The organism is Bauldia litoralis (genome assembly GCF_900104485.1).
Lineage (GTDB): Bacteria > Pseudomonadota > Alphaproteobacteria > Rhizobiales > Kaistiaceae > Bauldia > Bauldia litoralis.
In genome coordinates this window covers 421,248-444,776 of record NZ_FMXQ01000005.1, presented here as the reverse complement: position 1 = coordinate 444,776, position 23,529 = coordinate 421,248, and the positions used below count along the sequence as shown (strand labels likewise).

Annotated in this window: 18 protein-coding genes; 11 read left to right on the top strand and 7 right to left on the bottom strand. The window is 67.6% G+C overall.

Annotated features, from left to right (window positions below):
- Positions 1 to 1,171: 1,171 nt before the first annotated feature.
- The 3 genes from BLT60_RS14395 to BLT60_RS14385 form a co-directional block, all read right to left on the bottom strand.
- Positions 1,172 to 2,020, bottom strand: coding sequence for a prephenate dehydratase (locus BLT60_RS14395; protein WP_090877141.1), 849 nt, complete (start codon positions 2,018 to 2,020; stop codon positions 1,172 to 1,174).
- Positions 2,021 to 2,127: 107 nt separating this feature from the next.
- The gene (locus tag BLT60_RS14390; protein ID WP_090877140.1) at positions 2,128 to 3,711 is read right to left on the bottom strand and encodes a serine hydrolase domain-containing protein; all 1,584 of its coding nucleotides are present in this window, start codon (positions 3,709 to 3,711) and stop codon (positions 2,128 to 2,130) included.
- 180 nt (positions 3,712 to 3,891) lie between these two features.
- Positions 3,892 to 4,629 (bottom strand): 3-deoxy-manno-octulosonate cytidylyltransferase, encoded by a 738-nt coding sequence (locus BLT60_RS14385; RefSeq protein WP_090877139.1) that lies wholly within the window; start codon positions 4,627 to 4,629, stop codon positions 3,892 to 3,894.
- Positions 4,630 to 4,796: 167 nt separating this feature from the next.
- Between BLT60_RS14385 and BLT60_RS14380 the strand changes: the two genes are divergently transcribed.
- From BLT60_RS14380 to BLT60_RS14350, 7 genes are all read left to right on the top strand, one after another.
- Positions 4,797 to 5,726 (top strand): c-type cytochrome, encoded by a 930-nt coding sequence (locus tag BLT60_RS14380; RefSeq protein ID WP_090877138.1) that lies wholly within the window; start codon positions 4,797 to 4,799, stop codon positions 5,724 to 5,726.
- A 191-nt stretch (positions 5,727 to 5,917) separates the two neighbouring features.
- Positions 5,918 to 7,774, top strand: coding sequence for an extracellular solute-binding protein (locus BLT60_RS14375; protein WP_090877137.1), 1,857 nt, complete (start codon positions 5,918 to 5,920; stop codon positions 7,772 to 7,774).
- Positions 7,771 to 9,645, top strand: a complete 1,875-nt coding sequence (locus tag BLT60_RS14370) for an extracellular solute-binding protein (RefSeq protein ID WP_244521267.1) — start codon at positions 7,771 to 7,773, stop codon at positions 9,643 to 9,645. Before BLT60_RS14375 ends, BLT60_RS14370 begins: the two co-directional genes overlap by 4 nt.
- A gap of 9 nt (positions 9,646 to 9,654) precedes the next feature.
- On the top strand, positions 9,655 to 10,761 hold the full coding sequence (locus BLT60_RS14365) for a microcin C ABC transporter permease YejB (RefSeq protein ID WP_090877136.1): 1,107 nt from the start codon (positions 9,655 to 9,657) through the stop codon (positions 10,759 to 10,761).
- Position 10,762: 1 nt separating this feature from the next.
- Complete coding sequence (locus tag BLT60_RS14360; protein ID WP_090877135.1) at positions 10,763 to 11,935, top strand: ABC transporter permease; 1,173 nt, start codon at positions 10,763 to 10,765, stop codon at positions 11,933 to 11,935.
- Complete coding sequence (locus BLT60_RS14355; protein WP_090877134.1) at positions 11,936 to 13,567, top strand: ABC transporter ATP-binding protein; 1,632 nt, start codon at positions 11,936 to 11,938, stop codon at positions 13,565 to 13,567.
- Positions 13,568 to 13,574: 7 nt separating this feature from the next.
- Positions 13,575 to 14,525, top strand: a complete 951-nt coding sequence (locus BLT60_RS14350; protein ID WP_090877133.1) for a 2-hydroxyacid dehydrogenase — start codon at positions 13,575 to 13,577, stop codon at positions 14,523 to 14,525.
- On the opposite strand, the gene BLT60_RS14345 is transcribed toward BLT60_RS14350, so the two are convergent.
- Together BLT60_RS14345 and BLT60_RS14340 are read right to left on the bottom strand one after the other, a co-directional pair.
- Positions 14,522 to 15,748 carry a flavin-containing monooxygenase gene (locus tag BLT60_RS14345; RefSeq protein ID WP_090877132.1) on the bottom strand — a complete coding sequence of 409 codons (1,227 nt, stop codon included), beginning with the start codon at positions 15,746 to 15,748 and terminating at the stop codon, positions 14,522 to 14,524. The genes BLT60_RS14350 and BLT60_RS14345 overlap by 4 nt on opposite strands.
- A 136-nt stretch (positions 15,749 to 15,884) precedes the next feature.
- Positions 15,885 to 17,543 carry a helix-turn-helix transcriptional regulator gene (locus BLT60_RS14340; protein ID WP_090877131.1) on the bottom strand — a complete coding sequence of 553 codons (1,659 nt, stop codon included), beginning with the start codon at positions 17,541 to 17,543 and terminating at the stop codon, positions 15,885 to 15,887.
- Positions 17,544 to 17,761: 218 nt separating this feature from the next.
- Here BLT60_RS14340 and BLT60_RS14335 point away from each other — a divergent pair, with 218 nt between their 5' ends.
- A complete protein-coding gene (locus BLT60_RS14335; protein ID WP_175478442.1) occupies positions 17,762 to 18,811 on the top strand; it encodes an AbrB family transcriptional regulator in 1,050 nt (349 codons plus the stop codon).
- 36 nt (positions 18,812 to 18,847) lie between these two features.
- On the opposite strand, the gene hemA is transcribed toward BLT60_RS14335, so the two are convergent.
- Together hemA and BLT60_RS14325 are read right to left on the bottom strand one after the other, a co-directional pair.
- Positions 18,848 to 20,140, bottom strand: a complete 1,293-nt coding sequence (gene hemA / locus BLT60_RS14330; RefSeq protein ID WP_090877129.1) for a 5-aminolevulinate synthase — start codon at positions 20,138 to 20,140, stop codon at positions 18,848 to 18,850.
- A 195-nt stretch (positions 20,141 to 20,335) separates the two neighbouring features.
- Positions 20,336 to 21,022: an aspartyl/asparaginyl beta-hydroxylase domain-containing protein gene (locus tag BLT60_RS14325; protein WP_090877128.1), complete on the bottom strand. Its 687-nt coding sequence runs from the start codon at positions 21,020 to 21,022 to the stop codon at positions 20,336 to 20,338.
- Positions 21,023 to 21,232: 210 nt separating this feature from the next.
- Between BLT60_RS14325 and BLT60_RS14320 the strand changes: the two genes are divergently transcribed.
- The 3 genes from BLT60_RS14320 to BLT60_RS14310 are packed head-to-tail and all read left to right on the top strand — an operon-like array spanning position 21,233 to position 23,460.
- Positions 21,233 to 22,051 carry a lytic murein transglycosylase gene (locus BLT60_RS14320; RefSeq protein ID WP_090877199.1) on the top strand — a complete coding sequence of 273 codons (819 nt, stop codon included), beginning with the start codon at positions 21,233 to 21,235 and terminating at the stop codon, positions 22,049 to 22,051.
- A 21-nt stretch (positions 22,052 to 22,072) separates the two neighbouring features.
- Entirely contained in the window at positions 22,073 to 22,795 is a 723-nt protein-coding gene (locus BLT60_RS14315) for an alpha/beta fold hydrolase (RefSeq protein ID WP_090877127.1), read from the top strand.
- Entirely contained in the window at positions 22,792 to 23,460 is a 669-nt protein-coding gene (locus BLT60_RS14310) for an alpha/beta hydrolase family protein (protein WP_090877126.1), read from the top strand. Before BLT60_RS14315 ends, BLT60_RS14310 begins: the two co-directional genes overlap by 4 nt.
- Positions 23,461 to 23,529 lie beyond the last annotated feature (69 nt).

Here is a 23,529-nt window from a genome sequence, read left to right as displayed (position 1 = left end):
CAAACGCCTTCGTCGCCGCGAGCGAATCCGCTCCGGATTGTGGTTGATCCCGCGTGGGCACGCGGCTTTGCCGCTTTGCCCACCCTACTCTTGTCCCGTCCCTGTCGCGCCCTGTCGGCGCTCCTCGCCTCTTGAGAGACGAGGGGGTGGCGGGTGCTGCTGCAACGCCAACCGGGTAGTCCGAATATGGGCGCTTCAGAAGCACCCGCCGCGGTGGTTTGGGCGAACGCACCGTCTGGGCTGACGGGGGCGAGGCGGCTCCTCAGGGACGGCGCGCCTCTAGACCACCAGGGATGTCCGTCCGGGTTTCCCCTTTGCGGCCTGTCCCTGGCTGACCCCTGTCCGCCTTTAGCGCAGCCTTTGGAGCCTCGCGCGGCCGGCGCGCCTGACGGCGCCGGCTGACGGCTTACGAGCCTCCGTCGATCGTGTGCGAGACGACCGGCGGACACCGCACCCCGCTCCGCCACACGAACGCCTCCGGACGGCGCCCCTCGGTGAGCGGGGATGCGACGAGGATACGGGCGGATCGGACGAGGGGGATGGGATTTTTGTTATGCCCGGTGGGGGGGCGGGCCTGCATGTCACGTCAAGCGCGGCCATGACGGGGAGGCGCGCGACCGGATGGCCAGTCTCCTGGCGGGCGAGCGCCCCCTCCACCACCCTTCGGGTGGTCCCTCTCCTCCGTGAACGGGGGAGGATCGCGGTGGTGACGGGAGGCGTATCCGGCGATGACGGTTGGTGCGGCGGACGACCGGGCTCATCCTCCCCTGCGCAGCGGGGGAGGGGGACCGCCGCGAAGCGGTGGTGGAGGGGGCGCGCGGCGCTGACGGGTGCACTGGAAACATCAACCGAGGGGGTGGCGTTTCGTGCGCAAGGCACTCCGTCCAACCACCTACCGACCGTCATCCTCGGGCTTGACCCGAGGATCGGGTGCCGGCTTCGCGACGCAGGGCGGTTGCACCAGCGTCCGCAACCTGCTCGGCCGCGGCTCACGTGGCCCCGGCCGATCCTCGGGTCAAGCCCGAGGATGACGGAGGAGGGAAGGCGACGGCGGCGGTGATGCCCGAGTGGGATGATCTTGCGGCCGAGTTCCGGCTCGAGTCTGGGTCCCCGCTTTCGCGGGGATGAGCGGCTGGGGGTGGGGCCGGCTTGGGGGTGAGCGTTGGCCCGGCTACCCCATGCCCTCGCGGAAGGGGCTGGCGGGGTAGACGCCGAGGACGCGGAATTCGGCGCAGAAGAATTGCAGCTCTTCCATTGCCAGCGCCAGCGGCCGGTCCTTCGGGTGGCCGTCGACATCGGCGTAGAACTGGGTGGCGGTGAACTGGCCGTTGAGCTGGTAGCTCTCCAGCTTGCTCATGTTGACGCCGTTGGTGGCGAAGCCGCCGAGCGCCTTGTAGAGGGCGGCCGGGACGTTGCGGACGCGGAAGACGAAGGTGGTGACCACCGGGCCGTTGCCGGGCTTCGCCCGCTTGTCCTTCTTCGACAGGATGATGAAGCGGGTGGTGTTGTGGGCCTCGTCCTCGACATTGCGCTTGAGGATGGCGAGGTCGTAGAGCTCGGCAGCCAGCGCCGGCGCCAGCGCGGCGCGCGACGTGTCGCCGGCCTCGGCGACCTCGCGGGCCGCACCCGCCGTATCGCCGGCGACGATCGGCTTCCAGCCGTTGGCGCGGATGATCTTGCGGCACTGGCCCAGCGCATGGATGTGGCTGTGGACGGTCTTGATGTCGGCGAGCTTCGCGCCCTTCGGCGCCATCAGCTGGAAGCGGATCGGCAAAAAATGCTCGCCGACGATGTGAAGGCCGGAGGTCGGCAGCAGGTGGTGGATGTCGGCGACCCGGCCGGCGACCGAATTCTCGATCGGGATCATCGCCAGGTCGGCTTCGCCCCGGTCGACCGCGCCGAAGCAGTCCTCGAAGGTCGGCGAGGGCACCGCCTGGTAGTCGGGATGGACCTCCTGGCAGGCAAGGTGCGAGTTGGCGCCGGGTTCGCCCTGGAAGACGATTTTTTTCAAGCGGGGCATGGGTCGTGTCGCCGGTCGGTTGGGGATGGCGAGGCTTTAGCAGTATTCGGCCGGAGGCGGGCGGTTTTTTCCGCCTGCCGCCCGAGCGCGAGCCGCAGCCGCGGCGGCTAGTCCTCGTCGCGGCTGAAGTCGTAGGCCTGGCCGTCGCCAAAGGTCAGGCGGAGCGTGTCGGGCTGGCCGTCGGCGCCGGTGACGAAGGCGGCAAAGCCCCGGGGCGTCGGCCCGAGGATCTCGGCCATGGCGGCGAAGTCGCCGTCGGCCGCGAGCCTGAAGGTGAAGACGCCGCCGTCCCAGGGGGAGAGCTGGATGCCGGCGCCGGTTTCGGCCAGCCGAAGGAGGAGGTCGTCGTCGGCTTGCGACAAGGTCGCCTTGCCGAAGACCGGGCTGGCAAACTCTCCGACGAGGGGGCCGAAGGCCGGCGGCGGCTGCGCATCGTCCGGCTTGGCGAAGGTCTCGTCCTGCGCCGCGTAGGTCGCAACCTGGCGCTCGAGCATGTTGGCGACGTGATCGACGTCGGGGTTGCCCTGCAGGCGATCGAAGGTCCACAGGCCGACGGCGTCGGGGAAGCCGACATTGGTCTGGTTGGTCAGCACGACGACGCCGATCTTGCGGACGCGGTCGAGGCCGACGAAGGCGCCGAAGCCGTCGGTGCCGCCATTGTGCCAGGTGACGGTGCCGTTGGGATTGGCGAGATTGATCCAGCCATTGGCATAGGTGACGGCGTCGTTCAGGGCGACCCGCGCCATCCAGGTGGCGGCGAGGTTGTGCGGCGAGACGATCTCCTCGCCATCGAAGGCGCCGTCGTTGAGCAGCAGGCGGAGCCAGGGCACGAGTTGCTCGACCGACGAGTTGATCGCCCCGGCGCCGCCGAAATCATAGGGGAAGAGCTGGTCGAAGGGGATCTCGGTGACGCCGTCGGGATGGTAGCGGTGCCCGTTGGCGTGGTTGGGCGCCGCCTCGATCGCGTCGGCGGTATAGGTCGTCTGGTCCATGCCGAGGGGATCGAGGATGTCCTTCTGGAGAACCGCGTACCAGTCCGCCGCGCCCTCGACGCTGGCGACGATGCGGCCGGCGATCAGGTGCGTGATGTTGGTATAGGCGAAGGTCGTGCGGAAGCTCGACACCGGCGCGACGTAGCGCAGCGAGTGGATCTTCGCATCCTCGTCATAGCCGAAGGAGGCGAGGTCGTCATTGGCATAGGGCGGCAGGCCGGAGCGCTGGGCCAGCAGGTCGAACATCCGGAACTCGCGGGTGACCCACGGGTCGAGGAGCTGGAAGTCGGGCAAGAGGTCGACGACCTTGTCGTCCCATTGGAACAGGTCCCGGTCGACGGCGATCGCCATGGTCGTGGCGAGGAACGCTTTCGTCGTCGAGCCGATCTGGAAGATGGTGGCCGGATCGACGGCGCTCTCGCCGCTCCTGGCGCGGACGCCGAAGCCCCTGGCATAGACGAGTTCATCGCCGACGACGATGCCGATGGCGGTTCCCGGCACGTCGAAGTCCTTCATGCCGGCTTCGACATAGGCCTCGAGATCGGGCGCCAGCGCCTCGACCGCGGCGACGGTTTCCGGATCGGCTTCCGCCGCGTGCAGGGCGGTTGCGGCCGGGAAGGTCGCGGCGATACCGAACAGCAGCGCCCGGCCGATCGCGAGACGGGACGTCCGGCGCCTGGTTTCGAGATACCGCGTCATCGAGGATCCTCTGGTGAAAGTGATGGGCCACTATAGCCCAGGCGATGCGCCTGAACAGGCGAGAGGACGGCGGATGCTTAAGGATAGTCGAACGTCGTCGAACGCTGTCGCTGTTCGCCGGAGCGATGCCGATCGCGCCGGGAATCAAGCGAACCGCGCCGAGGCGGGTCGCCGGGACGGCTAACCCGCCAGCATCGTCCGGGCGCGATCGAGATCGGCGGGGGTGTCGACGCCGAGCGGCACGGCATCGACCAGCGCCACGTCGATCCGCATGCCGTTCTCGAGGGCGCGGAGCTGTTCGAGCTTCTCGCGTTGCTCGAGCGGCGAGGGGGGAAGGCCGACATAGCGGGCGAGCGCGGCGCGGCGATAGGCGTAGAGGCCGATATGGTGGTAGAGCGGCCCCTCGCCGGTCGGCGCGGTGGCGCGGGTGAAATAGAGGGCGCGGAACAGCCGGTCGCCGACCGGGGTTCCGACCATCTTGACCACGCTTGAGGCGGTCTTTTCCTCTTCGCGGACGATTTCCGTGGCAATGGTGGCGATATCGACCGCCGGATCGGCCAGCGGCAGCAGCGCTGCGCGGACGGTTTCCGGCCGGATCGTCGGCAGGTCGCCCTGCAGGTTGACGATGACCTCGACCTTGCCGTCGGGGTCGGCGATCGCCAGCGCCTCGAAGATGCGGGAGGTGCCGTTGACGTGGTCGGCGCGGGTGATGACGGCCTCGCCGCCGGCGCCGCGCACGACGCCGGCGATGCCGGCATCGTCGGTGGCGACGACCACCCGGCCGAGGTCGGCTTCCATGGCGCGCCGCCAGACATGGACGATCATCGCCTCGCCGTGAATGTCGGCCAGCGGTTTGCCGGGCAGGCGGCTGGCGGCCATGCGGGCGGGAACGAGAATGATCGTCTCGGATCGTGACATGGGCAGGTGGGCTCCGCCGCGCCCGGTCCGACCGGGGCAAAAGGTCTCAATGCGATGGCGCTTATACGTGTTGCCTCCGCCGCCGAAAAGCCTGTAGTTTCCGCCCCGACGGGCAGGCCGGCGTAGCGATTCCGGCCCGCGAAGCAAGCCGGGCGGAAAACCGAGCAATGAATTTCGAAATCAACAAGATTGCAGGCGCGGTTCTCGGCACGGCCGTCGGCGTCATGGGCCTCGGCATCATCTCCGAGATCATCTACGCCCCGCCGCATGTCGAAGAGCCCGGCTATGTCATCGCCGTGGTCGGCGGAGAAGGCGAGGATGGCGGCGGCCCGGCCGTGGTCGAGGTCGCCTCGATCGCCGAGCGTCTTCAGTCCGCCGATGCCGAAGCAGGCATGGGGCAGGCCAAGAAATGCGTTGCCTGCCATACCTTTGAAGAGGGCGGCCCGGCCAAGGTCGGCCCGAACCTGTGGGCCGTCGTCGGCGCACCCTTCGCCCATATGGAAGGCTTCAACTATTCCGAGGCGCTGCTGGCCAGGCACGACGAAGGCGCGGTCTGGAGCTACGAGGACCTCGATCTCTTCCTGACCAATCCCAAGGGTTACATCCCCGGCACCGCCATGGCGTTCGCCGGTCTGAAGAACCCCGACCAGCGCGCCGACGTGATTGCCTATCTGCGCACGCTTTCGAGCGATCCGATGCCGCTGCCGACCCCGGTCGGCGCCGTTCCCCAGGAGCCGGAAACCCCTGGGGAGCCCGAACCGGACATGGCCGCTCCGGCCGAGGGCACCGCGCCGGCCGATGCCGCCGCGCCGGCTGAGACTCCGGCCGAGGACGCCGCTGCCCCCGCTGAGGACGCAGCACCGGCCGACGCCGAGGCCCCTGCCGAGACGATGGCGCCGGCTGAAGACCCCGCGCCTGCCGCCGAGGACGCTGCACCGGCAGATGCGGCCGCTCCGGCCGACGACACGGCCGCTCCTGCCGATGCGGCAGCGCCGGCCGAGGATGCGGCTCCCGCCGAAACCATGGCGCCGGCCGAGCCCGATGCCCCGGCGACCGACGCGGCACCGGCCGAGCCCGAATCACCGGCCGCCGAATAGGCCGGACTGTCGCAACTTATGATTGCATTTGTGGCTTCGGCCGCGCGCCGACCGTGCGCGCGGCCGATTTCCCATGAAATTTCGGTAAGGTAGCGCTTCCGAGGTGTGCCTGCCGCAACTCCGCCCTTAATATAACCGGAGATACGGACAGGCGGTCGCCATGGCCGCGCGGAAAAAGGAGTCGCGTGCCTATGCGACGGATACTGACCTCGATCGTCGCCCTCGCGGCCCTCGCAGTCCCGGCCACCGTCGCCGCCGCCGACGGGGAGGGCGAGTGGGTCAAGGCAACGAGCCTGATCGAGGAACCGCGCTACCCGCCTGACTTCCCCCACTTCAACTACGTCAATCCCGATGCGCCGAAGGGCGGCACGGCGCGACTCTCCGGCGCGTCGCCGACCTTCGATTCCCTCAACCCGATCCTGTCACGCGGCATCCCGGCCGACGGTCTCGGCCTGATCTACGAGAGCCTGATGATCCGGGCGCTCGACGAACTCGACATTTCCGGCCAGTACCCGCAGATCGCCGAGGCGATGCGGGTGCCCGACGACATCTCGTCGGTGACCTACCGCCTGCATCCCGACGCGAAGTGGCATGACGGCGAGCCGATCACGCCGGAAGACGTGGTGTGGTCCTACGAGAAGCTGATCGAACTCAACCCGAGCCAGGGCTTCTATTACCAGCACGTCACCGGCGCCGAGATCACCGGCGAGCGCGAGGTGACCTTCACCTTCGACGAGACCGGGAACCGCGAATTGCCGCAGATCGTCGGCGAAATCCTGATCCTGCCCAAACATTGGTGGGAAGGCACGGACGCCAACGGCAAGCAGCGCGACATCGCTTCGGGCGGACTGGAGCCACCGCTCGGATCCGGCCCCTACAAGGTCGCCGCCGTCAGCCCCGGGCGTTCCATCACCTACGAGCGGGTGCCGGATTTCTGGGGCGCCGACCTCAACATCAACATCGGCCAGAACAACTTCGACACCATCCGCTACGAATATTATCGCGACCTGAATGTCGAGTTCGAGGCCTTCAAGGCCGACGCCTTCGACTTCTGGCAGGAGAACGAGGCCAAGCGCTGGGCGACCGGCTACGACATTCCGGCGGTCACCCAGGGGCGGATCAAGAAGGAACTGGTCGAGCTCGAGCAGGTGTCCGGCGTCATGGTCGGCTTCGTGCCCAACCTCCGCCGGCCGGTCTTCCAGGATCCAAAGGTGCGCCAGGCGCTGAACTATGCGTTCGACTTCGAGGAACTGAACCGGACGCTGTTCTTCGGCCAGTATGAGCGGATCAACTCCTTCTTCTTTGGCATCCCGATCGGCTGGCAGGGGCTGCCCGAGGGCAAGGAACTGGAAATCCTCGAGACGGTGCGCGACCAGGTGCCGCCGGAGGTCTTCACCACCGAATACACCAACCCGGTCGGCGGTGACCGCACCAAGTCGCGGGAGAACCTGCGCAAGGCCGTCGAGCTGTTCCAGGAGGCCGGCTACACGCTGGAGGGCAACCGGATGATCGACCCGTCGGGCAACCCGGTCTCCTTCGAGATCCTGCTTAACGGCGCGACGCTCGAGAAGGTCGCGTTGCCCTTCCAGCAGGCGCTGAAGCGGATCGGCATCGATGCCTCGATCCGCTCGGTCGACTCGACCCAGTTCGTCACCCGGGTGCGCTCGCGCGACTTCGACATGATCTATACCGGCTGGGGCCAGTCCAATTCGCCGGGCAACGAGCAGCTCGATTTCTGGAGTTCGGACGCGGCCGATCGCGACTCGTCACGCAACTATGCCGGCATCAAGGACCCGGCGGTCGACGCGCTGATCAAGCGGATCATCTTCGCCAAGGATCGCGAGGAGCAGATCGCCGCGATCCGCGCCCTCGACCGGGTGCTGATGTGGAACCACTTCATCATCCCGAGCTACACCATCCTGCCCGAACGGATCGCCTATTGGAATCGCTTCGGCCACCCCGAGGATTACGGGCGCTTCGTCATCGGCTTCCCGACGATCTGGTGGTGGGACGCCGAGAAGGCGGCCGAGGTCGGAGGCCGGCAGTGACGGTGGCATCGGCGGGGCTGACCCGCCGCGCGGCGCTGCAACTGGCGGGCGGCGCGGCCGCCTTCGCCGCGATGACGCCCTGGGCCTGGGCGGCCGGCAAGACCGGGCTGCACGGGCTGTCGATTTTCGGCGACCTGAAATACCCGCCGGAATTCAAGCATTTCGACTATGTCGACAGCGACGCGCCGAAGGGCGGGCGGATGGTCTTTCAGCCGCCCTATTGGTACTACAACCAGAATCCGCAGACCTTCAACACGTTGAACGGCTTCGTGCTGCGCGGTGACGCGCCGCCGCGGATCGAGATGATCTTCGATACGCTGATGGCCCGGGCGGACGACGAACCGGACGCGGTCTATGGCCTGGTGGCGGAGACCGTCGACGTCTCGGCCGACGGCAACGTCTTCACCTTCCACCTGCGCGACACGCCGCGCTTCCACGACGGCTCGCCGCTGACGGCGGAGGATGTCGCCTTCTCGCTGACGCTGCTCCAGGCGCAGGGGCATCCGAACATCGCCCAGGTGATCAAGCCGATGGCGAGCGTCGAGGCGGTCGATCCGCGCACCGTGGTCGTGACGCTCGACGGCACCCAGAACAGTGAGACGATCCTGACCATCGTCGACCTGCCGATCTTCTCGAAGGCCTTCTACACCGACAATGCCTTCGACGCCGCGACCCTGACACCGCCGCTCGGTTCGGCCGCCTACAAGGTCGGCAATCTCAGCGCCGGCCGCTATATCGAACTCGAGCGGGTCGACGACTACTGGGGCAAGGCCCTGCCGGTGAATGTCGGCTTCGCCAATTTCGATGTCATCCGCATCGACTTCTTCCGCGAACGCCAGCCGGCCTTCGAGGCCTTCAAGAAGGGCGATCTCACCTTCCGCGAAGAATTCACCTCCAAGACCTGGGTGCAGGACTACAACTTCCCGGCCGTCGACGCCGGCAAGGTCGTCAAGTCGGATTTTCCCGGCGAGAAGCGGCCGTCAATCCAGGGCTGGATGATCAACACCCGCCGGTCGAAATTCTCCGACCCGCGGACCCGGCAGGCGATCGGCCTGGCCTTCGACTTCAAGTGGGCCAACCGCAACCTCTTCTTCGACGCCTATGCGCGCCAGGTGTCCTATTTCCAGAATTCGGACTTCGCCGCCAGCGGCCTGCCCGGTTCCGACGAACTGGCGCTGCTGGAGCCTTTCCGGGCGGATCTGCCGGCCGACGTCTTCGGCGAACCCTATGTGCCGCCGGACGGCGACGGGACGGGGACCGACCGGGCCATCCTGCGCCAGGCGGCGGACCTGCTCGCCGCCGCGGGCTGGACGCAGGAGGGCCGGTTCCTCGTCGATGCCGAGGGTAATCGGCTCACGGTCGAATTCCTGCTCAACACCGCGTCGCTGGAACCGGTGACAAGCTTGCTGGTCGGCAATCTCAAGCGCATCGGCGTCGACGCCTCGCTGCGCGTCATCGACCCCGCCCAGTACCAACTCAGGACATCCGATTTCGATTTCGACATCGTGATGTTCGCGGTCAAGTTCACCCCGACGCCCCTCGACGGGTTGCAACAGATCTTTTCGAGCCAGGCCGCCGCTACGCCCGGCACCTTCAATTACGCCGGGATCAGCGAGCCGGTGGTCGATGCCCTGCTCGAGCGGATGACCGAAGTCCGCTCCCGCGAGGAGCTGATGGCGCTGACCCGGTCGATCGACCGCGTGCTTCGCGCCCGCCACTACTGGGTGGCGAACTGGTATCTTGGCAAGCACCGAGTCGCGCATTGGGACGTGTTTGGCTGGCCGGACATCAAGCCGGACTACGCCTTCACCCCCGAAACCACCTGGTGGTTCGACCGCGACAGGGCGGCGGCCATCGGCAAGGCCGGATAAAGAGGACGCATGGGCGCATATATCCTGCGGCGGATCCTGCTGATCATCCCGACGATGGTCGGCATCATGGCGATCAGCTTCCTGGTCGTTCAGTTCGCGCCGGGCGGCCCGATCGAGCGGATCATCGCCCAGTTGCAGGGCAGCGACGTTTCCGCCACCGACCGCTTCACCGGCGGCGGCGGGGACTTCCAGGGTGTCGGCGCCGAGGGCGGCGGTGGCGGCGAGGCGACATCGGCCTATCGCGGCGCGCAAGGCCTCGACCCGGAATTCATCGCCCAGCTCGAGAAGCAGTTCGGCTTCGACAAGCCGCCGATCGAGCGCTTCGGGCTGATGTTGTGGAACTATTTCCGCTTCGACTTCGGCGAGAGCTACTTCCGCGACATCTCGGTGCTGGAACTGATCGCTGAAAAGCTGCCGGTCTCGATATCGCTCGGCCTGTGGATGACGCTGATCTCCTACGCGATCTCGATCCCGCTCGGCATTCGCAAGGCGATGAAGGACGGCTCGCGCTTCGACATCTGGACCAGCGGCGTCATCATTGTCGGCTATGCGATCCCCGGCTTCCTCTTCGCCATCCTGCTGATCGTGCTGTTCGCCGGGGGCAGCTTCTTCGACCTCTTCCCGTTGCGCGGCCTGACCTCGGACAACTGGTCGGTGCTGCCATGGTACGAGAAGATACTCGACTATTTCTGGCATCTGGCGCTGCCGCTGACGGCGATGGCGCTGTCGGCCTTCGCCACGACGACGCTGCTGACCAAGAACTCCTTCCTCGACGAGATCCGCAAGCAATACGTGACGACGGCGCGGGCCAAGGGGCTGACCGAGCGCAGCGTCCTCTACCGGCACGTCTTCCGCAACGCGATGCTGATCGTCATCGCCGGATTCCCCGGCGCCTTCATCTCTTCCTTCTTCGCCGGGTCGCTGCTGATCGAGACGATCTTCTCGCTCGACGGGCTGGGCCTCCTCGGCTTCGAATCGGTGATCAACCGCGACTATCCGGTGGTCTTCGCCACGCTCTACATGTTCTCGCTGATGGGGCTGGTGGTGAACCTGGTTTCCGACATTACCTACACGGTGATCGATCCGCGGATCGACTTCGAGACGCGCGAGGTCTGACATGGACCAGGTGCTCGAGAAGGAAAGACTGGAGACCATCTACCCGGAGCCGGGACAGGCGGAACCGCCGCCGCGGCGCTTCACGATCTCGCCGCTCAACCGCCGGCGCTGGCAGAATTTCAGGGCCAACCGCCGGGGCTACTGGTCGCTGTGGATCTTCCTGGTGCTGTTCATCGGCTCGCTGTTCGCCGAGTTCATCGTCAACGACAAGCCGATCGTCGTTTCCTACAACAACGAGATCCTCTTCCCGGTCTTCAACAACTATCCGGAATCGAAATTCGGCGGCTTCCTGGCGACCACCGACTATCGCGATCCCTTCATCCAGGACGAGATCCTCGCCAACGGCTGGATGGTGTGGCCGCCGATCCGCTACGCCAACCGCACGGTCAACAACGAGATTGCCACGCCGGCCCCGGCGCCGCCGTGGTGGACGATGAGCCTCGAGGAGCGCTGTTCGCGCTATCCGCTCGGCGTCGACGATCCCAACTGCACGCTCGGCAACTGGAACTGGCTCGGCACCGACGACCAGGGCCGAGACGTCGTCGCCCGGGTGGTCTACGGCTTCCGGATATCGGTGCTCTTCGGCCTGACGCTGGCGATCATCTCGTCGGTGATCGGCGTCGCGGCCGGCGCCGTGCAGGGCTATTTCGGCGGCTGGACCGACCTCCTTTTCCAGCGCTTCATCGAGATATGGACGTCAATCCCGACCCTCTACCTGCTGCTGATCCTGTCCTCGGTGATCGCCCCGAGCTTCTTCGTGCTGCTCGGCATCCTGCTGCTCTTTTCCTGGGTGTCGCTGGTCGGCGTGGTGCGGGCGGAGTTCCTGCGCGGCCGCAACTTCGAATATATCAACGCGGCCCGGGCGCTCGGCGTCGGCAACGCGACGATCATGTTCCGCCATCTGTTGCCCAACGCAATGGTGGCGACGCTCACCTTCATGCCATTCATCCTCAACGGCTCGATCACCACGCTGACCTCGCTCGACTTCCTCGGCTTCGGCCTGCCGCCCGGCTCGCCGTCGCTCGGCGAATTGCTGGCCCAGGGCAAGGACAACATCCAGGCGCCATGGCTCGGCCTGTCCGGCTTCTTCGTCATCTCGATCATGCTGTCGCTGCTGATCTTCATCGGCGAAGGCGTGCGCGACGCATTCGATCCACGCAAGGTGTTCGAATAGATGACAAGCGAACCGCTCCTTTCCGTTCGCGATCTCGGCGTCGATTTTCGCCAGGGCGGCCATGTCACCCATGCGGTGCGCGGGGTGAGCTTCGACATCGCGCGGGGCGAGACCGTGGCGCTGGTCGGCGAGTCGGGGTCGGGCAAGTCGGTCACCGCCCTGTCGGTGATGAAGCTGCTGCCCTATCCGGCCGCCTCGCACCCGACCGGCGAGATCAGGTTCAAGGGAACCGACCTCTTGGCGACACCCGAGGCGGAGCTTCGCCGGGTGCGCGGCGCCGATATCGGCATCGTCTTCCAGGAGCCGATGACCTCGCTCAACCCGCTCCACACCATCGAGCGCCAGGTCGGCGAGGTGCTGAAGCTGCACCAGGGGATGGGCGAAGCGGCGGCGCGTAAGCGCGTCCTCGAACTGCTCGACCAGGTCGGGATCCCGAACGCGGCGGAGCGGCTCGGCGCCTATCCGCACCAGTTGTCGGGCGGCCAGCGCCAGCGTGTCATGATCGCCATGGCGCTGGCCAACGAGCCCGACCTGTTCATCGCCGACGAGCCGACGACGGCGCTCGACGTGACGGTGCAGGCGCAGATCCTCGAACTGCTGCTCGACCTCCAGAAGCGCACCGGCCTGTCGATGCTGTTCATCACCCATGACCTCGGCATCGTCCGCAAGATGGCCGACCGGGTCTGCGTGATGACCGAAGGCAAGATCGTCGAGACCGGGCAGACCGAGGCGGTCTTCGCCGACCCGCAGCACGAATACACCCGCCATCTGCTGGCGGCGGAGCCGAAGGGCGAGCCGCCGGTGTCCGACGACAAGGCGCCGGTGGTGATGGCCGCCGACGACCTCAAGGTCTGGTTCCCGATCAAGCGCGGCCTGTTGCGCAAGGTTGTCGGCCACGTCAAGGCGGTCGACGGCATCGACGTCGCGGTGCGCGAGGGGCAGACGCTCGGCATCGTCGGCGAGTCCGGTTCCGGCAAGACGACGCTGGGCCTGGCGCTGATGCGGCTGATCTCGTCGGAGGGCCGGATCGTCTTCCTCGGCGATTCGATCCAGGGCAACAGTTTCAAGGAAATGCGGCCGCTGCGCCGCGAGATGCAGATCGTCTTCCAGGACCCCTACGGCTCGCTCAGCCCCCGCATGTCGGTCTCCGACATCATCGAGGAGGGGTTGCGCATCCATGCGCCTGGCCTGTCGATCGCCGAGCGTGATCGCAAGGTGGTCAAGGCGCTGGAGGAGGTCGGGCTCGATCCCGCCACCCGCCATCGCTATCCGCACGAATTTTCCGGCGGCCAGCGCCAGCGCATCGCGGTCGCCCGCGCCATGGTGCTGGAACCGCGCTTCGTCATGCTCGACGAGCCGACTTCGGCCCTCGACATGAGCGTCCAGGCGCAGGTCGTCGACCTGCTGCGTGACCTGCAGAAGCGCCACAACCTCGCCTACCTGTTCATCAGCCACGACCTCAAGGTGGTCAAGGCGCTGGCCAATGACATCATCGTCATGCGCGCCGGCAAGGTGGTCGAGCATGGCCCCTCGGCCAAGGTCTTCGACCATCCTGAGACCGACTACACCAAGGCGCTGATGGCCGCCGCCTTCGACATCGCGGCGGCGCCGGCCGGCGTCGTGTCGCAGTAGCGCGTCGATGACCAGCGACGCCATCCTGATTGCCAGCGGGCCGTGGGATCCGGTGCCGTGGGCGGCGGCGGTCCGGGCGCTGGCGCCAGGGCGCGCCGTCCATATCTGGCCGGACCTGCCCGACCCGGAGAGGGTCGGCTACCTGATGGCCTGGCAGCCGCCGCCGGAGGCCTTCCGCGCGGTGCCGAACCTCAAGGCGATCTTCTCGCTGGGCGCCGGGGTCGAGCGCATCGTCTTCGTCGACGACCTGCCGGACGTGCCGATCGCCCGGATCGTCAGCGACGACCTGACCCAGCGGATGACCGAGTGGGTGGTGCTCCAGGTGCTGCTCCATCATCGCCGGCAACTTGCCTATCTCGACCTCCAGCGCGCGCGGCGCTGGGAAGAACTTCGCCAGCCGGCGGCATCCGAGGTGCGGGTCGGGATGATGGGGCTTGGCGTGCTCGGCGCCGACGCCGCCGAGCCGCTGGTCCGGCTCGGATTCCAGGTCGCGGGGTGGAGCCGTTCGCCGAAGACGCTGCCCGGTGTCGAGGGCTATTCAGGCGCCGACGGGCTCGACGCCTTTCTCGCCCGCACCGACATCCTCGTCTGCCTGCTGCCGCTGACCCACGAGACCCGGCACATCCTGTTGATGGACCTGTTCGGCAAGCTGGCGCGAGACGGCGCGCTTGGCGGGCCGGTGGTGATCAATGCCGGGCGTGGCGGGCTGCAGGTCGAGGCCGACATTGCCGCCGCGATCGGGCAAGGGGTCCTGAAAGGCGCCAGCCTCGACGTCTTCGAGACCGAGCCGCTCGATCCCGCCAGCCCGCTGTGGGGACTGGACAATGTGGTGATCACGCCGCACGTCGCCGCCTTCAGCGATCCGAAGGCGCTGACAGGCCAGATCCTCGACCAGATTGCCGCCTTCGAGGCCGGCAAACCGTTGAAGAATCTCGTCGATCGCGCGGCGCGCTATTAAGCATTCGTCGCCGTGCTGGCCACTCGTTCGGCGATCCGGTCGACGATGTAGCGGGCATCCCGGCCGGCGCCCTGCACCATCGCCGAGGCCAGAGAATAGAGAAACTCCAGACCGACGAAATAGAGCCCGGGCGCATCGGCGACGACGCCGCGGCGATGGGCCGGTTCGTGGCCGTCGGTAGCGATCGGTACGTCGATCCACGAGAAGTCCGGGGTGAAGCCCGTGCACCAGACGACATTCTTCACGTCGAGCACACGGCCGTCCTCGAGGTGTGGCTTGCCGTCTTCGACGCCGGTCGTGCGCGGGACGCGCTCGACCCCGAGCGCGGCGAGGTCTTTCGGCTTGACGCGGATCAGCGGCCCGCCCACGGCGAGCACCTTCGGGCGGACCTTGCGGCCGACCGGCGTCGAGGTGGTCAGCACCCGGTAAAAGAGGAAGCCGACGACCAGCCGGACCATGAGATGCCGGCCGAGCAAGCCTTCGATGCGGAAGGGAATATGCCCGGTGTCGCGGCCGGACATCCACACCTTGCGGCCGCCAGCGGCGAGTTCGCGCGCCACTTCAGAGCCGGAATTGCCGGCGCCGACGATGAGGACGTCACCGTCGCCGAGCTGCGCCGGACTGCGATAGTCGCCGGAGTGGAGCTGGACGATCGACGGATCGAGGTCGCGGGAGAAGGCGGGGACCTTGGGGCGCTGGAAGGTCCCCATCGCCACCACGACATTCGGGGCCTCGAAACGGCGCGCGCCGGCGCGGACGACGTAACGGCCATTCTGCCTTGAAACCCGGTCGACGGGGACGCCGGTCAGCACCGGCAGGTCGAAGCGCGCCGCGTAGACTTCGAGGAAGTCGGCCATCGCGTCCTTGGTCGGAAAGACGTGGACATTGTCGGGGAAGCGCATGCCGTCGAGCCCGTTATAGCGGGCCGGGGTGAACAGGCGCAGCGAGTCCCAGCGGCGGCGCCAGGTGTCGCCGATCCGCTCGTTGGCGTCGAGAATGACAAAGGGAATGCCGCGCCGCTTGAGGTGATAGCCAACCGACAGGCCGGTCTGGCCAGCGCCGATGACGACGACGTCGACCTGTTGCGGCGCGTTCCGCGTCCGGGGCCGCGCGCCTCCGCCGGAAACGGCCGGGCCGGCGATGTCGTCGAAGGCCGCGCCTTCCTCGAGATAGGCGAGGGGATTGCCGTTGCGGGCGGGCGACGGCGACGGATGCGAGGTCATGGCTTCCTCCCTTGTCGAAGCGCCGGGTCGGCGCGGACCCAAGGCTATTCCGGGTGGGAGGCGCGGCGCTTCGGGGGAACCCCCCATCCTTCATCACGGTGGATCGTGGGTGATCTTACCCAGCAGCGCGGCTGGCTCAGACCAGCTTGTGCTGGAAGGCGTAGGCGGTCGCCGCCGCCCGCGACGACACGTCGATCTTCGTGAAGATGTTGCTGAGGTGGCGGTCGACGGTCCGTTCGCTCAGTGCCAGTTCGCTGGCGATCGCCTTGTTGGTCTTGCCGGTCGCGACCAGCCGCAGGACCTCGACCTCCCGTGGCGTCAGTCCGTCGGGCCGGGCCAGCGCGGACGGCTTCGCCACGGCCGCGACGCGGGCGAGGTCGGGGGCGGCGCCGAGTTCGCTGAACACCGATCGGGCGGCATCGAATTCCAGGCCTGCGCCGTCGTCATCGCCGAGCGCGAGGCAGGCGGTGCCCAGCAGGACGCGGAGTCGAGCGGCGAGATATGGGGCGCCGAAATGATGCCAGGCGACGAAAGCGTCGCGAAGCGGTGCGAGCGCCGCTTGCGGGTCGCCCCGAGCGAGCAGAACGGCGCCCCTGGCATGGTCCGCCATCGCCGAGACGATATCCATGTCACAGGTCAAGGCGATCCCGGCGATCTCGCGGGAGGCTGCGTCCGCTTCGTCGACCGCACCAGTTGCCAGCATGATCTCGATGCAGGCGGGCAGGAGCCGCATCCGCCGGGCCTGGCTCGTCGCCGCGCCGACCGCCCGCCGTATGCCGCTGGCGGCGGCGTCGCCACGCCCCTGGGCCAGTCGCAGCAGGGAATAGCCCGGCTGGATGTCGCCCCCGGCCGCGCTCGACCGGCGATAGGCATCCTCGGCTTCGCGGTACTCGCCGCGCAGCCGGTGGATTTCCGCCTGCTGGTAGAAGGCACCGGCCACCGCTTCCGGATCAGTGGCGACGGCGAAGCGCCGTGTCGCCTGCCGCGCTTCGCTGATCGCGTCCGTCCAGGCGCCGTTCAACTGCATGACCTCGGCGCGATGGACGAGGCAGGCGCCGGTGAAGGTCACCATTTGCGGCTGCTCATCGCACCACGCCGCAAGGGCCGATGTCCATTCGCGGCAGCGATCGAGGGCGAAGACCTCCTGGCAGCTTGCGATGACGCTGCAATAGATCAGGCCGGTAATCAGCGGCGAGACGCCGCCGCCGGTGACGGCGAGCATGACCTCGTCGAGGAGTGCGAGACCTGCGGCCGGCTGCCCGCCGCGGAGCAGGGCTCTGCCGTGCAGGCAGCCGGCGAAGGCGGCGAGGTCGGGCTCGTCGAACCGCTTGCCGATCCCGGCCGCCTGGATCGCGGCGCTGCAGGCGCCGTCGAAGTCACCCGCCGCGATGTCGCGGTAGATGGCCGGCAGCAGGAGGTAGCCGCGTTCCGCGCAATCCTTGCCGGCGATCAGGTGGTCGGAGCGCGACAGCCAGCCGGTCGCCCGGCCAGTTTCGCCGAGAGAGAAGAGGCGCAGGCCCAGCCAGAAAGCCGCCCGCGCCGCGCGCCGTGTCTCACCCGCGTCGAGCCGCGCCCGATAGATGCGCTCCTGAATGCTGATGAAGTCGTCGTCGCGCCCGGTCAGGCCCGCCGACCACACCCATTGGTCAAGATCCTCGACATCGAGGGGTACGGCCGCGTCGGCGGCCGCGAAGGATCGCCAGGCGTCGTCCCACGCACGCCGCGCCAAGGCCTCGCGACCGGCCGCGAGATCGGCCCGTGCTCTCGGTTTCCCTGGCAGGCGGGTGTCGGGCATCCGCTTGGCCCAATCCAGATTGGCACGATGCCGGTCGAGATTAGCGGAGAATGCGGCGATGCGCAGGTCCGCATCGATCCACCAGGCCGGGCGGGCATCGGCGGAGGCGAGCGCGCCAATCCGGTGCTAGGATGGAGCGCCGGAGCCGCCATGCGCGGGGCCGGCGATTCGCCCCGCCCGGCCCGTCGGCCTCGATCCCTTCCCGCCATGGAGGACGCTTGGACACGCGATTGCGCCTCGCCGGCACGATCCTGATCGCCGTGCTTGGCGGCGGGCTGGCGACACTGGCCGGGCTGCCGGCGTCGTGGCTTTCCGGCGCGATGATCGCGACGACGGCGGCTTCGCTCGCCGGCTGGGACACGCGGCTGCCGGTGCGGCTGCTCGATGTGGGCTTTCTCCTGATCGGCGCGGCATTGGGCGCCGGGGTGACGCCGGAACTGCTGCAAGGGGCGCTGGCCTGGCCGATCAGCCTGGCCGGGCTGGCGGTGACCGTCGGCGCCTGCATCGTCGCGGTGCGGCTGTTCCTGATGCGCGTCGCCGGCTGGGATCGCGACACCGCCTTCTTCTCGGCGGTCCCGGGTGCGCTCTCCTTCGTGCTGGCGGTCGCCTCGGAGACGAAGGCCGACCTGCGACAGGTCGCCGCCTGCCAGAGCATCCGCATTTTCCTGCTGGTCGCGGTGCTGCCGGCCATCATCATCGCCGTCGAGGCGGAGGCGCCGCCGCCCGGCATCCAGGCGGTGGCCAGCCTCGCCGATCTCGGCATCATGGCGCTGGCCTGCGCCGCCGCAGGCCTGCTGGCGCGCCGCTTCGGCCTGCCGGCGGCGCTGCTCACCGGCAGCTTTCTCGCCAGCGCGAGCCTGCACGGCGCCGGCGTCGTCAGCGGAACGCTGCCGATGCCGCTGGTGATCGTTGCCTTCGTCATGCTCGGCGGCCTGATCGGCAGCCGGTTCGCCGGAACCAACCTGCGCTTCATCGCCAGCATCCTCGCGGCCTCGGTCGGCGCCTTCCTGGTCGCCGCGGCGGTTGCCCTGGCGATGGCAGTGGCGATCGCCACGGTGGTCGGCGTGCCGGTCGACCAGGCGATCGTCGCCTATGCGCCGGGCGGCCTCGAAGCGATGATGTCGCTGTCGCTGGCCCTCAACATGGACACCGCCTTCGTCGCGGCGCACCAGTTTGCCCGTTTTGCCGGCATCGCCCTGACGCTGCCGTTGCTGGCGCGGCGCGCGACGGCCCGCGGTCGCGCTGAGTCAAGCGGCGACGACGCGTGAACAGGTCAGAACAAGAAGGGCGGGACGAGCCGGGTATCAGCCGCCGGCGGGCGGGAAGACCGCGACGCGGGTGTTGCCGGCGGCAGTGGCCGTCTGACGCGGCGCATCGGCCTCGCCATCGGTCGAGAAGGGCAGGCCGAGGCGCTGCCAGACATCGACCAGCGCGACCGCGAGAGCGTCGATCAGGCCATCGTCGTGGAACGGCGTCGGCGTGATCCGCAGGCGCTCGGCGCCGCGCTGCACGGTCGGGTAGTTGATCGGCTGGATGTAGATGCCGTGATCCTCGAGCAGGATGTCGCTCGCCTTTTTGCACTGGTCGGCATTGCCGACGAAGATCGGCACGATGTGGGTGTCCGACGCCATCACCGGCAGGCCGGCGGCGGTGAGTGCAGCCTTGGTGCGGGCGACGGCGCGCTGTTGGCCCTCGCGCTCGGCCGAGGAAGCCTTGAGGTGGCTGATCGAGCGGGTCGCGGCGGCGGCGAGCGCCGGCGGCATCGCGGTGGTGAAGATGAAGCCCGGGGCGTAGGAGCGGATGGTGTCGACCACGACGCGGCTCGCGGCGACATAGCCGCCGAGCGTGCCGAAGGCCTTGGCCAGCGTTCCCTCGATGACGTCGATCCGGTCCATGACACCGTCGCGCTCGGCGATTCCGCCACCGCGCGGGCCGTACATGCCGACCGCATGGACCTCGTCGAGATAGGTCATCGCGCCGTATTTGTCGGCGAGATCGGCGATCTTCTCGATCGGTGCGATGTCGCCGTCCATCGAATAGACCGACTCGAAGGCGATCAGCTTCGGCCGCACGCGGCTCTGCGCCTTGAGGATGTCCTCGAGGTGGTCGAGGTCGTTATGGCGGAAGATGAACTTCTGCGCGCCGGAGCGCCGCACGCCCTCGATCATCGAGGCGTGGTTCAACTCGTCGGAAAGGATGACGCAGTCGGGCAGCATCTTGGCGATGGTCGAGATCGCCGCCTCATTGGAGACGAAGCCCGAGGTGAAGACCAGCGCCGCTTCCTTGGCGTGCAGGTCGGCGAGCTCGTTCTCAAGCATCACCAGCGGGTGGTTGGTGCCGGAAATGTTGCGGGTTCCGCCAGCGCCGACACCCATCCGGCCGGCCGCTTCGGTCATCGCGGCGATGACGTCGGGATGCTGGCCCATGCCGAGATAATCGTTGGAGCACCAGACCACGATCTCGCGGTCGCCCTCGTCCGAATGGCTTACGGCAAAAGGGAAGCGCCCCGCGATCCGTTCGAGGTCGGCAAAGACGCGGTAGCGTTTCTCAGCGTGGAGGGCGGCAATCGCCTCGGAGAAGATCGATTGGTAGTCCATCAAGCGACCCTGAATTAGAATGATGCGAAGTTAGTCGCCGGGGCGACGCAAGTCCACCGGCACATTGCCGCGCCGCACCTCACAGTTACTTGATCCCTGTCAAACGAATATCCCCGAGCCCCGGGTGTTTGCGCCCTGCCGCCGCCCAGACGGGGCGATCCGGCTGGAAAAAAGGCGTTTCGTCGCGGTTTCCGTTCAGCCGGTATAGGAGACGCCCCGGTAGCGCATGCCGATCTGCACCGCGCTGACGATGATTCGCGACAGCACCTCCATGTCGACCGGCATCCGCGGCCGCCAGACGTCGAGCAGAAGGGCAATCCGCGGCTCGTCGGCGTTGTTCATCACTTCGTGCGGAAACGTATCGTCCCACAACAGGATGTCGCCGTCGGCGATGCGGTATTCCTGGTCGTCGATCATCATGATGGTCGCCGGCTTGCCGTCGGCCTGCTTGGGGATCTGCAGGCCGAGGTGAAAGCGCATGACGCCGCGGAACGGGCCGCGGTGACGCGGAATGTGCTTGCGCGGGGCAAGGAATGAGACGGTGGCCGACTTGACCTCCGGGCATTCGGCCAGAAGGCCTGCCAGCAGCGGCATCCGCGCGACATTCTCCGGAACCTCGACGCCATAGGCCTTGAGGATCAGCATCCGCCAGTCGAGGCCGTCATTGGCCGAGATGTCGGCCTGCTCCGGCATGATGTCGTGGAAGCGCGGCATCGACTCGAGCTTGGCGGTCTTGGCCTCGTCGCGGATGGCTTCCCACTGCGCGGCGAACTTCGCCGCATTGGGGAAATCGATGTCGGCATCGAGCACCGCCGGCGCGTCGATGCGCTTTTCGTAGATGCGGCGGACGACATCCGACGCCCGGTCGTAGAATTTTGTCATACCGTTGTCGCCTCCCGTCCGGAACCTGCCTGCACGACGCTCATCATGGCCCGACGGCGAATCTTGGGCGGATACTACCGAAATCGGGGCTTCATGCCGATGGCACGGAGCGCCGCACCGGCGGAATTGCGTCATCGCGGGATGGTTGCGCGGGACAGGGCGCTCCGCCTACCATCCCGCCGCGGGGGAATGCCGGTCGAGGAGGCCATAATGACGAAGTTCTTGAAGTCCGTGGTGCTGTCATGCGCTGTGCTCGCCTTTGCCGGCGCTGCCAGTGACGCCTATGCCGCGCGCTGCGGCAACAACAGCGCCGGATTTTCGCGCTGGCTGAACGATTTCAAGGGCGAGGCGGTGCGGGCCGGGATTTCACAGAAAGTCGTCAATTCGGCGCTCCAGGGCGTGACCTACGACTCCAGCGTCATCAAGCTCGATCGCAACCAGAAGCACTTCAAGCTCACCTTCGATAAGTTTTATGCGAGCCGCGGCGCGCCGCTCCAGGGTATCGCCAAGAGCCGCTATCAGCAGAACAGGAAGCTCTTGGACGGGATCGAGAGGCGCTACGGGGTGCCGGGTCAGGTCGTCGTCGCGATCTGGGGGCTGGAGACCAGTTTTGGCGCCAATACCGGCAACAAGAGCTCCATCCGGTCGCTGGCGACGCTGGCCTACGACTGCCGGCGCTCCGACTTTTTCACCAACGAGCTGATGGCCGCCCTGCAGATCGTCCAGCGCGGCGACATGGCGCCCTCGCAGATGATCGGCGCATGGGCCGGGGAACTCGGCCAGACCCAGTTTCTCGCCACCTCCTACCTCAAATTCGCCGTCGACTATGACGGCAACGGCCGCCGCGACCTGATTCGCAGCAAGCCGGACGCACTGGCGTCCACCGCGAATTATCTCAAGGCTTATGGCTGGAAGGCCGGCCAGTCCTACCAGCCCGGCACGCATAACTACGCGGTGCTCGGCAAGTGGAACAAGGCAACGGTCTACCAGCAGACCATCGCGGTGCTCGCCGGCAAGATCGGCGGCTAGGCGGCCGTCGGGGACGGGACAATGGCGACAATCCTGGTTTGCCACGGCGCCTGGTCGGGCGGCTGGTCGTGGAAGCGGATGCGCGGGCCGATGGCGTCGCGCGGCCATGAGTTGCTGACGCCGACCTATACCGGTCTCGGCGAGCGAAGCCATCTGGCCAGCCCCGCCATCGACCTTGAGACCCATGTCGCCGATATCCTCAGCGTTCTCGAATATGAGGACCTCGGCGACCTCGTCCTGCTCGGCCACAGCTACGGCGGCATGGTCGCCACGGCGGTCGCCGATCGCGCGCCGGAGCGGGTCAAGTCGCTGATCTATCTCGACGCCTTCGTGCCGGAGGACGGCGACAGCGTCCTGGAGATTCGCCCGGCGAGCCAGGCCGAGCGGATGCGCGAGATCGTCAGCCGCCTCGGCGATGGCTGGCGGCTGCCGCCCCAGGACCTGGCGCCGGACGTCACGCCGGAGGACGCCGAATGGCTGACCCCGCTGCGCAACTGGATGCCGTTCAAGGCCTTCCTGCAGCGCCTCAGGCTGACCGGGGGCGGCGCGGGAATCACCGGCGCCTACATCCATTGCACCCGCAAGACCGACGAAGACCCCTTCGCTCCGATGGCCGCGCGGATCCGCGCCCGGTCGGGCTGGCGCGTCTACGAGATGGACGCCGGCCACACCCCGAACATCACCGCACCGGAGGCGCTGGCCGATCTTCTCGATCGCATCATCGCCGGGGACAGCGTCGGATGAGCGAGGCGGTCGTCATCGCGGTCGACGCGGAGCGCTCGGTGTCGGGGCTGCTCGACCGTCCAGCCGACCCGCGCGCCTGCCTGGTGCTGGCGCATGGCGCAGGCGCCGGCATGGACCATCCCTTCATGGCGTCGATCGCCGACGGGCTGATCGGCGAGGGGATTGCGACGCTCCGCTACAATTTTCCCTACATGGAGGCGAAGAGCCGCCGCCCCGACCGACCGCCGCTGGCGACCGCGACAGTGCGCGCCGCGGCGATCGAGGCGGGAAAGCGGCTGCCCGGCCTGCCCCTCCTTGCCGGCGGCAAGTCCTTCGGCGGGCGGATGACCTCGACCGCGCAGGCCGAGGCACCGCTGCCCGGCGTGCACGGCCTGGTGTTTCTCGGCTTTCCGCTGCATCCGCCCGGCAAGCCCTCCGACGAGCGCGCCGCCCATCTCGACGATGTCGCCGTGCCGATGCTCTTCCTGCAGGGAACACGCGACACCTTCGCCGAACTGGACCTGCTCAAGCCGCTGTGCCGGCGGCTGGGCATCATGGCGACGCTCCACCTGTTCGAGGACGGCGACCATTCCTTCCACGTCCGCAAGGCGAGCGGGCGGACCGATGCCGAGGTCCGCGCGGAGATGATCGCCACCATCGCGGCGTGGATCGACGGCATCCTCTGAGCCCTCACGAAAATGCCATCTTCCGGCGATTCTCTCGGCGTTCGCCTCCCTTTGAACGGGAGACAGACG

What these genes read in the sequence shown, in the direction of transcription:
- BLT60_RS14395 (WP_090877141.1), bottom strand. Translation starts at nt 2,020, where the DNA reads ATGCCCCGCTTGAAAAAAATCGTCTTCCAGGGCGAACCCGGCGCCAAC.
- BLT60_RS14390 (WP_090877140.1), bottom strand. Translation starts at nt 3,711, where the DNA reads ATGACGCGGTATCTCGAAACCAGGCGCCGGACGTCCCGTCTCGCGATC.
- BLT60_RS14385 (WP_090877139.1), bottom strand. Translation starts at nt 4,629, where the DNA reads ATGTCACGATCCGAGACGATCATTCTCGTTCCCGCCCGCATGGCCGCC.
- BLT60_RS14380 (WP_090877138.1), top strand. Translation starts at nt 4,797, where the DNA reads ATGAATTTCGAAATCAACAAGATTGCAGGCGCGGTTCTCGGCACGGCC.
- BLT60_RS14375 (WP_090877137.1), top strand. Translation starts at nt 5,918, where the DNA reads ATGCGACGGATACTGACCTCGATCGTCGCCCTCGCGGCCCTCGCAGTC.
- BLT60_RS14365 (WP_090877136.1), top strand. Translation starts at nt 9,655, where the DNA reads ATGGGCGCATATATCCTGCGGCGGATCCTGCTGATCATCCCGACGATG.
- BLT60_RS14360 (WP_090877135.1), top strand. Translation starts at nt 10,763, where the DNA reads ATGGACCAGGTGCTCGAGAAGGAAAGACTGGAGACCATCTACCCGGAG.
- BLT60_RS14355 (WP_090877134.1), top strand. Translation starts at nt 11,936, where the DNA reads ATGACAAGCGAACCGCTCCTTTCCGTTCGCGATCTCGGCGTCGATTTT.
- BLT60_RS14350 (WP_090877133.1), top strand. Translation starts at nt 13,575, where the DNA reads ATGACCAGCGACGCCATCCTGATTGCCAGCGGGCCGTGGGATCCGGTG.
- BLT60_RS14345 (WP_090877132.1), bottom strand. Translation starts at nt 15,748, where the DNA reads ATGACCTCGCATCCGTCGCCGTCGCCCGCCCGCAACGGCAATCCCCTC.
- BLT60_RS14340 (WP_090877131.1), bottom strand. Translation starts at nt 17,543, where the DNA reads ATGCCCGACACCCGCCTGCCAGGGAAACCGAGAGCACGGGCCGATCTC.
- hemA (WP_090877129.1), bottom strand. Translation starts at nt 20,140, where the DNA reads ATGGACTACCAATCGATCTTCTCCGAGGCGATTGCCGCCCTCCACGCT.
- BLT60_RS14325 (WP_090877128.1), bottom strand. Translation starts at nt 21,022, where the DNA reads ATGACAAAATTCTACGACCGGGCGTCGGATGTCGTCCGCCGCATCTAC.
- BLT60_RS14320 (WP_090877199.1), top strand. Translation starts at nt 21,233, where the DNA reads ATGACGAAGTTCTTGAAGTCCGTGGTGCTGTCATGCGCTGTGCTCGCC.
- BLT60_RS14315 (WP_090877127.1), top strand. Translation starts at nt 22,073, where the DNA reads ATGGCGACAATCCTGGTTTGCCACGGCGCCTGGTCGGGCGGCTGGTCG.
- BLT60_RS14310 (WP_090877126.1), top strand. Translation starts at nt 22,792, where the DNA reads ATGAGCGAGGCGGTCGTCATCGCGGTCGACGCGGAGCGCTCGGTGTCG.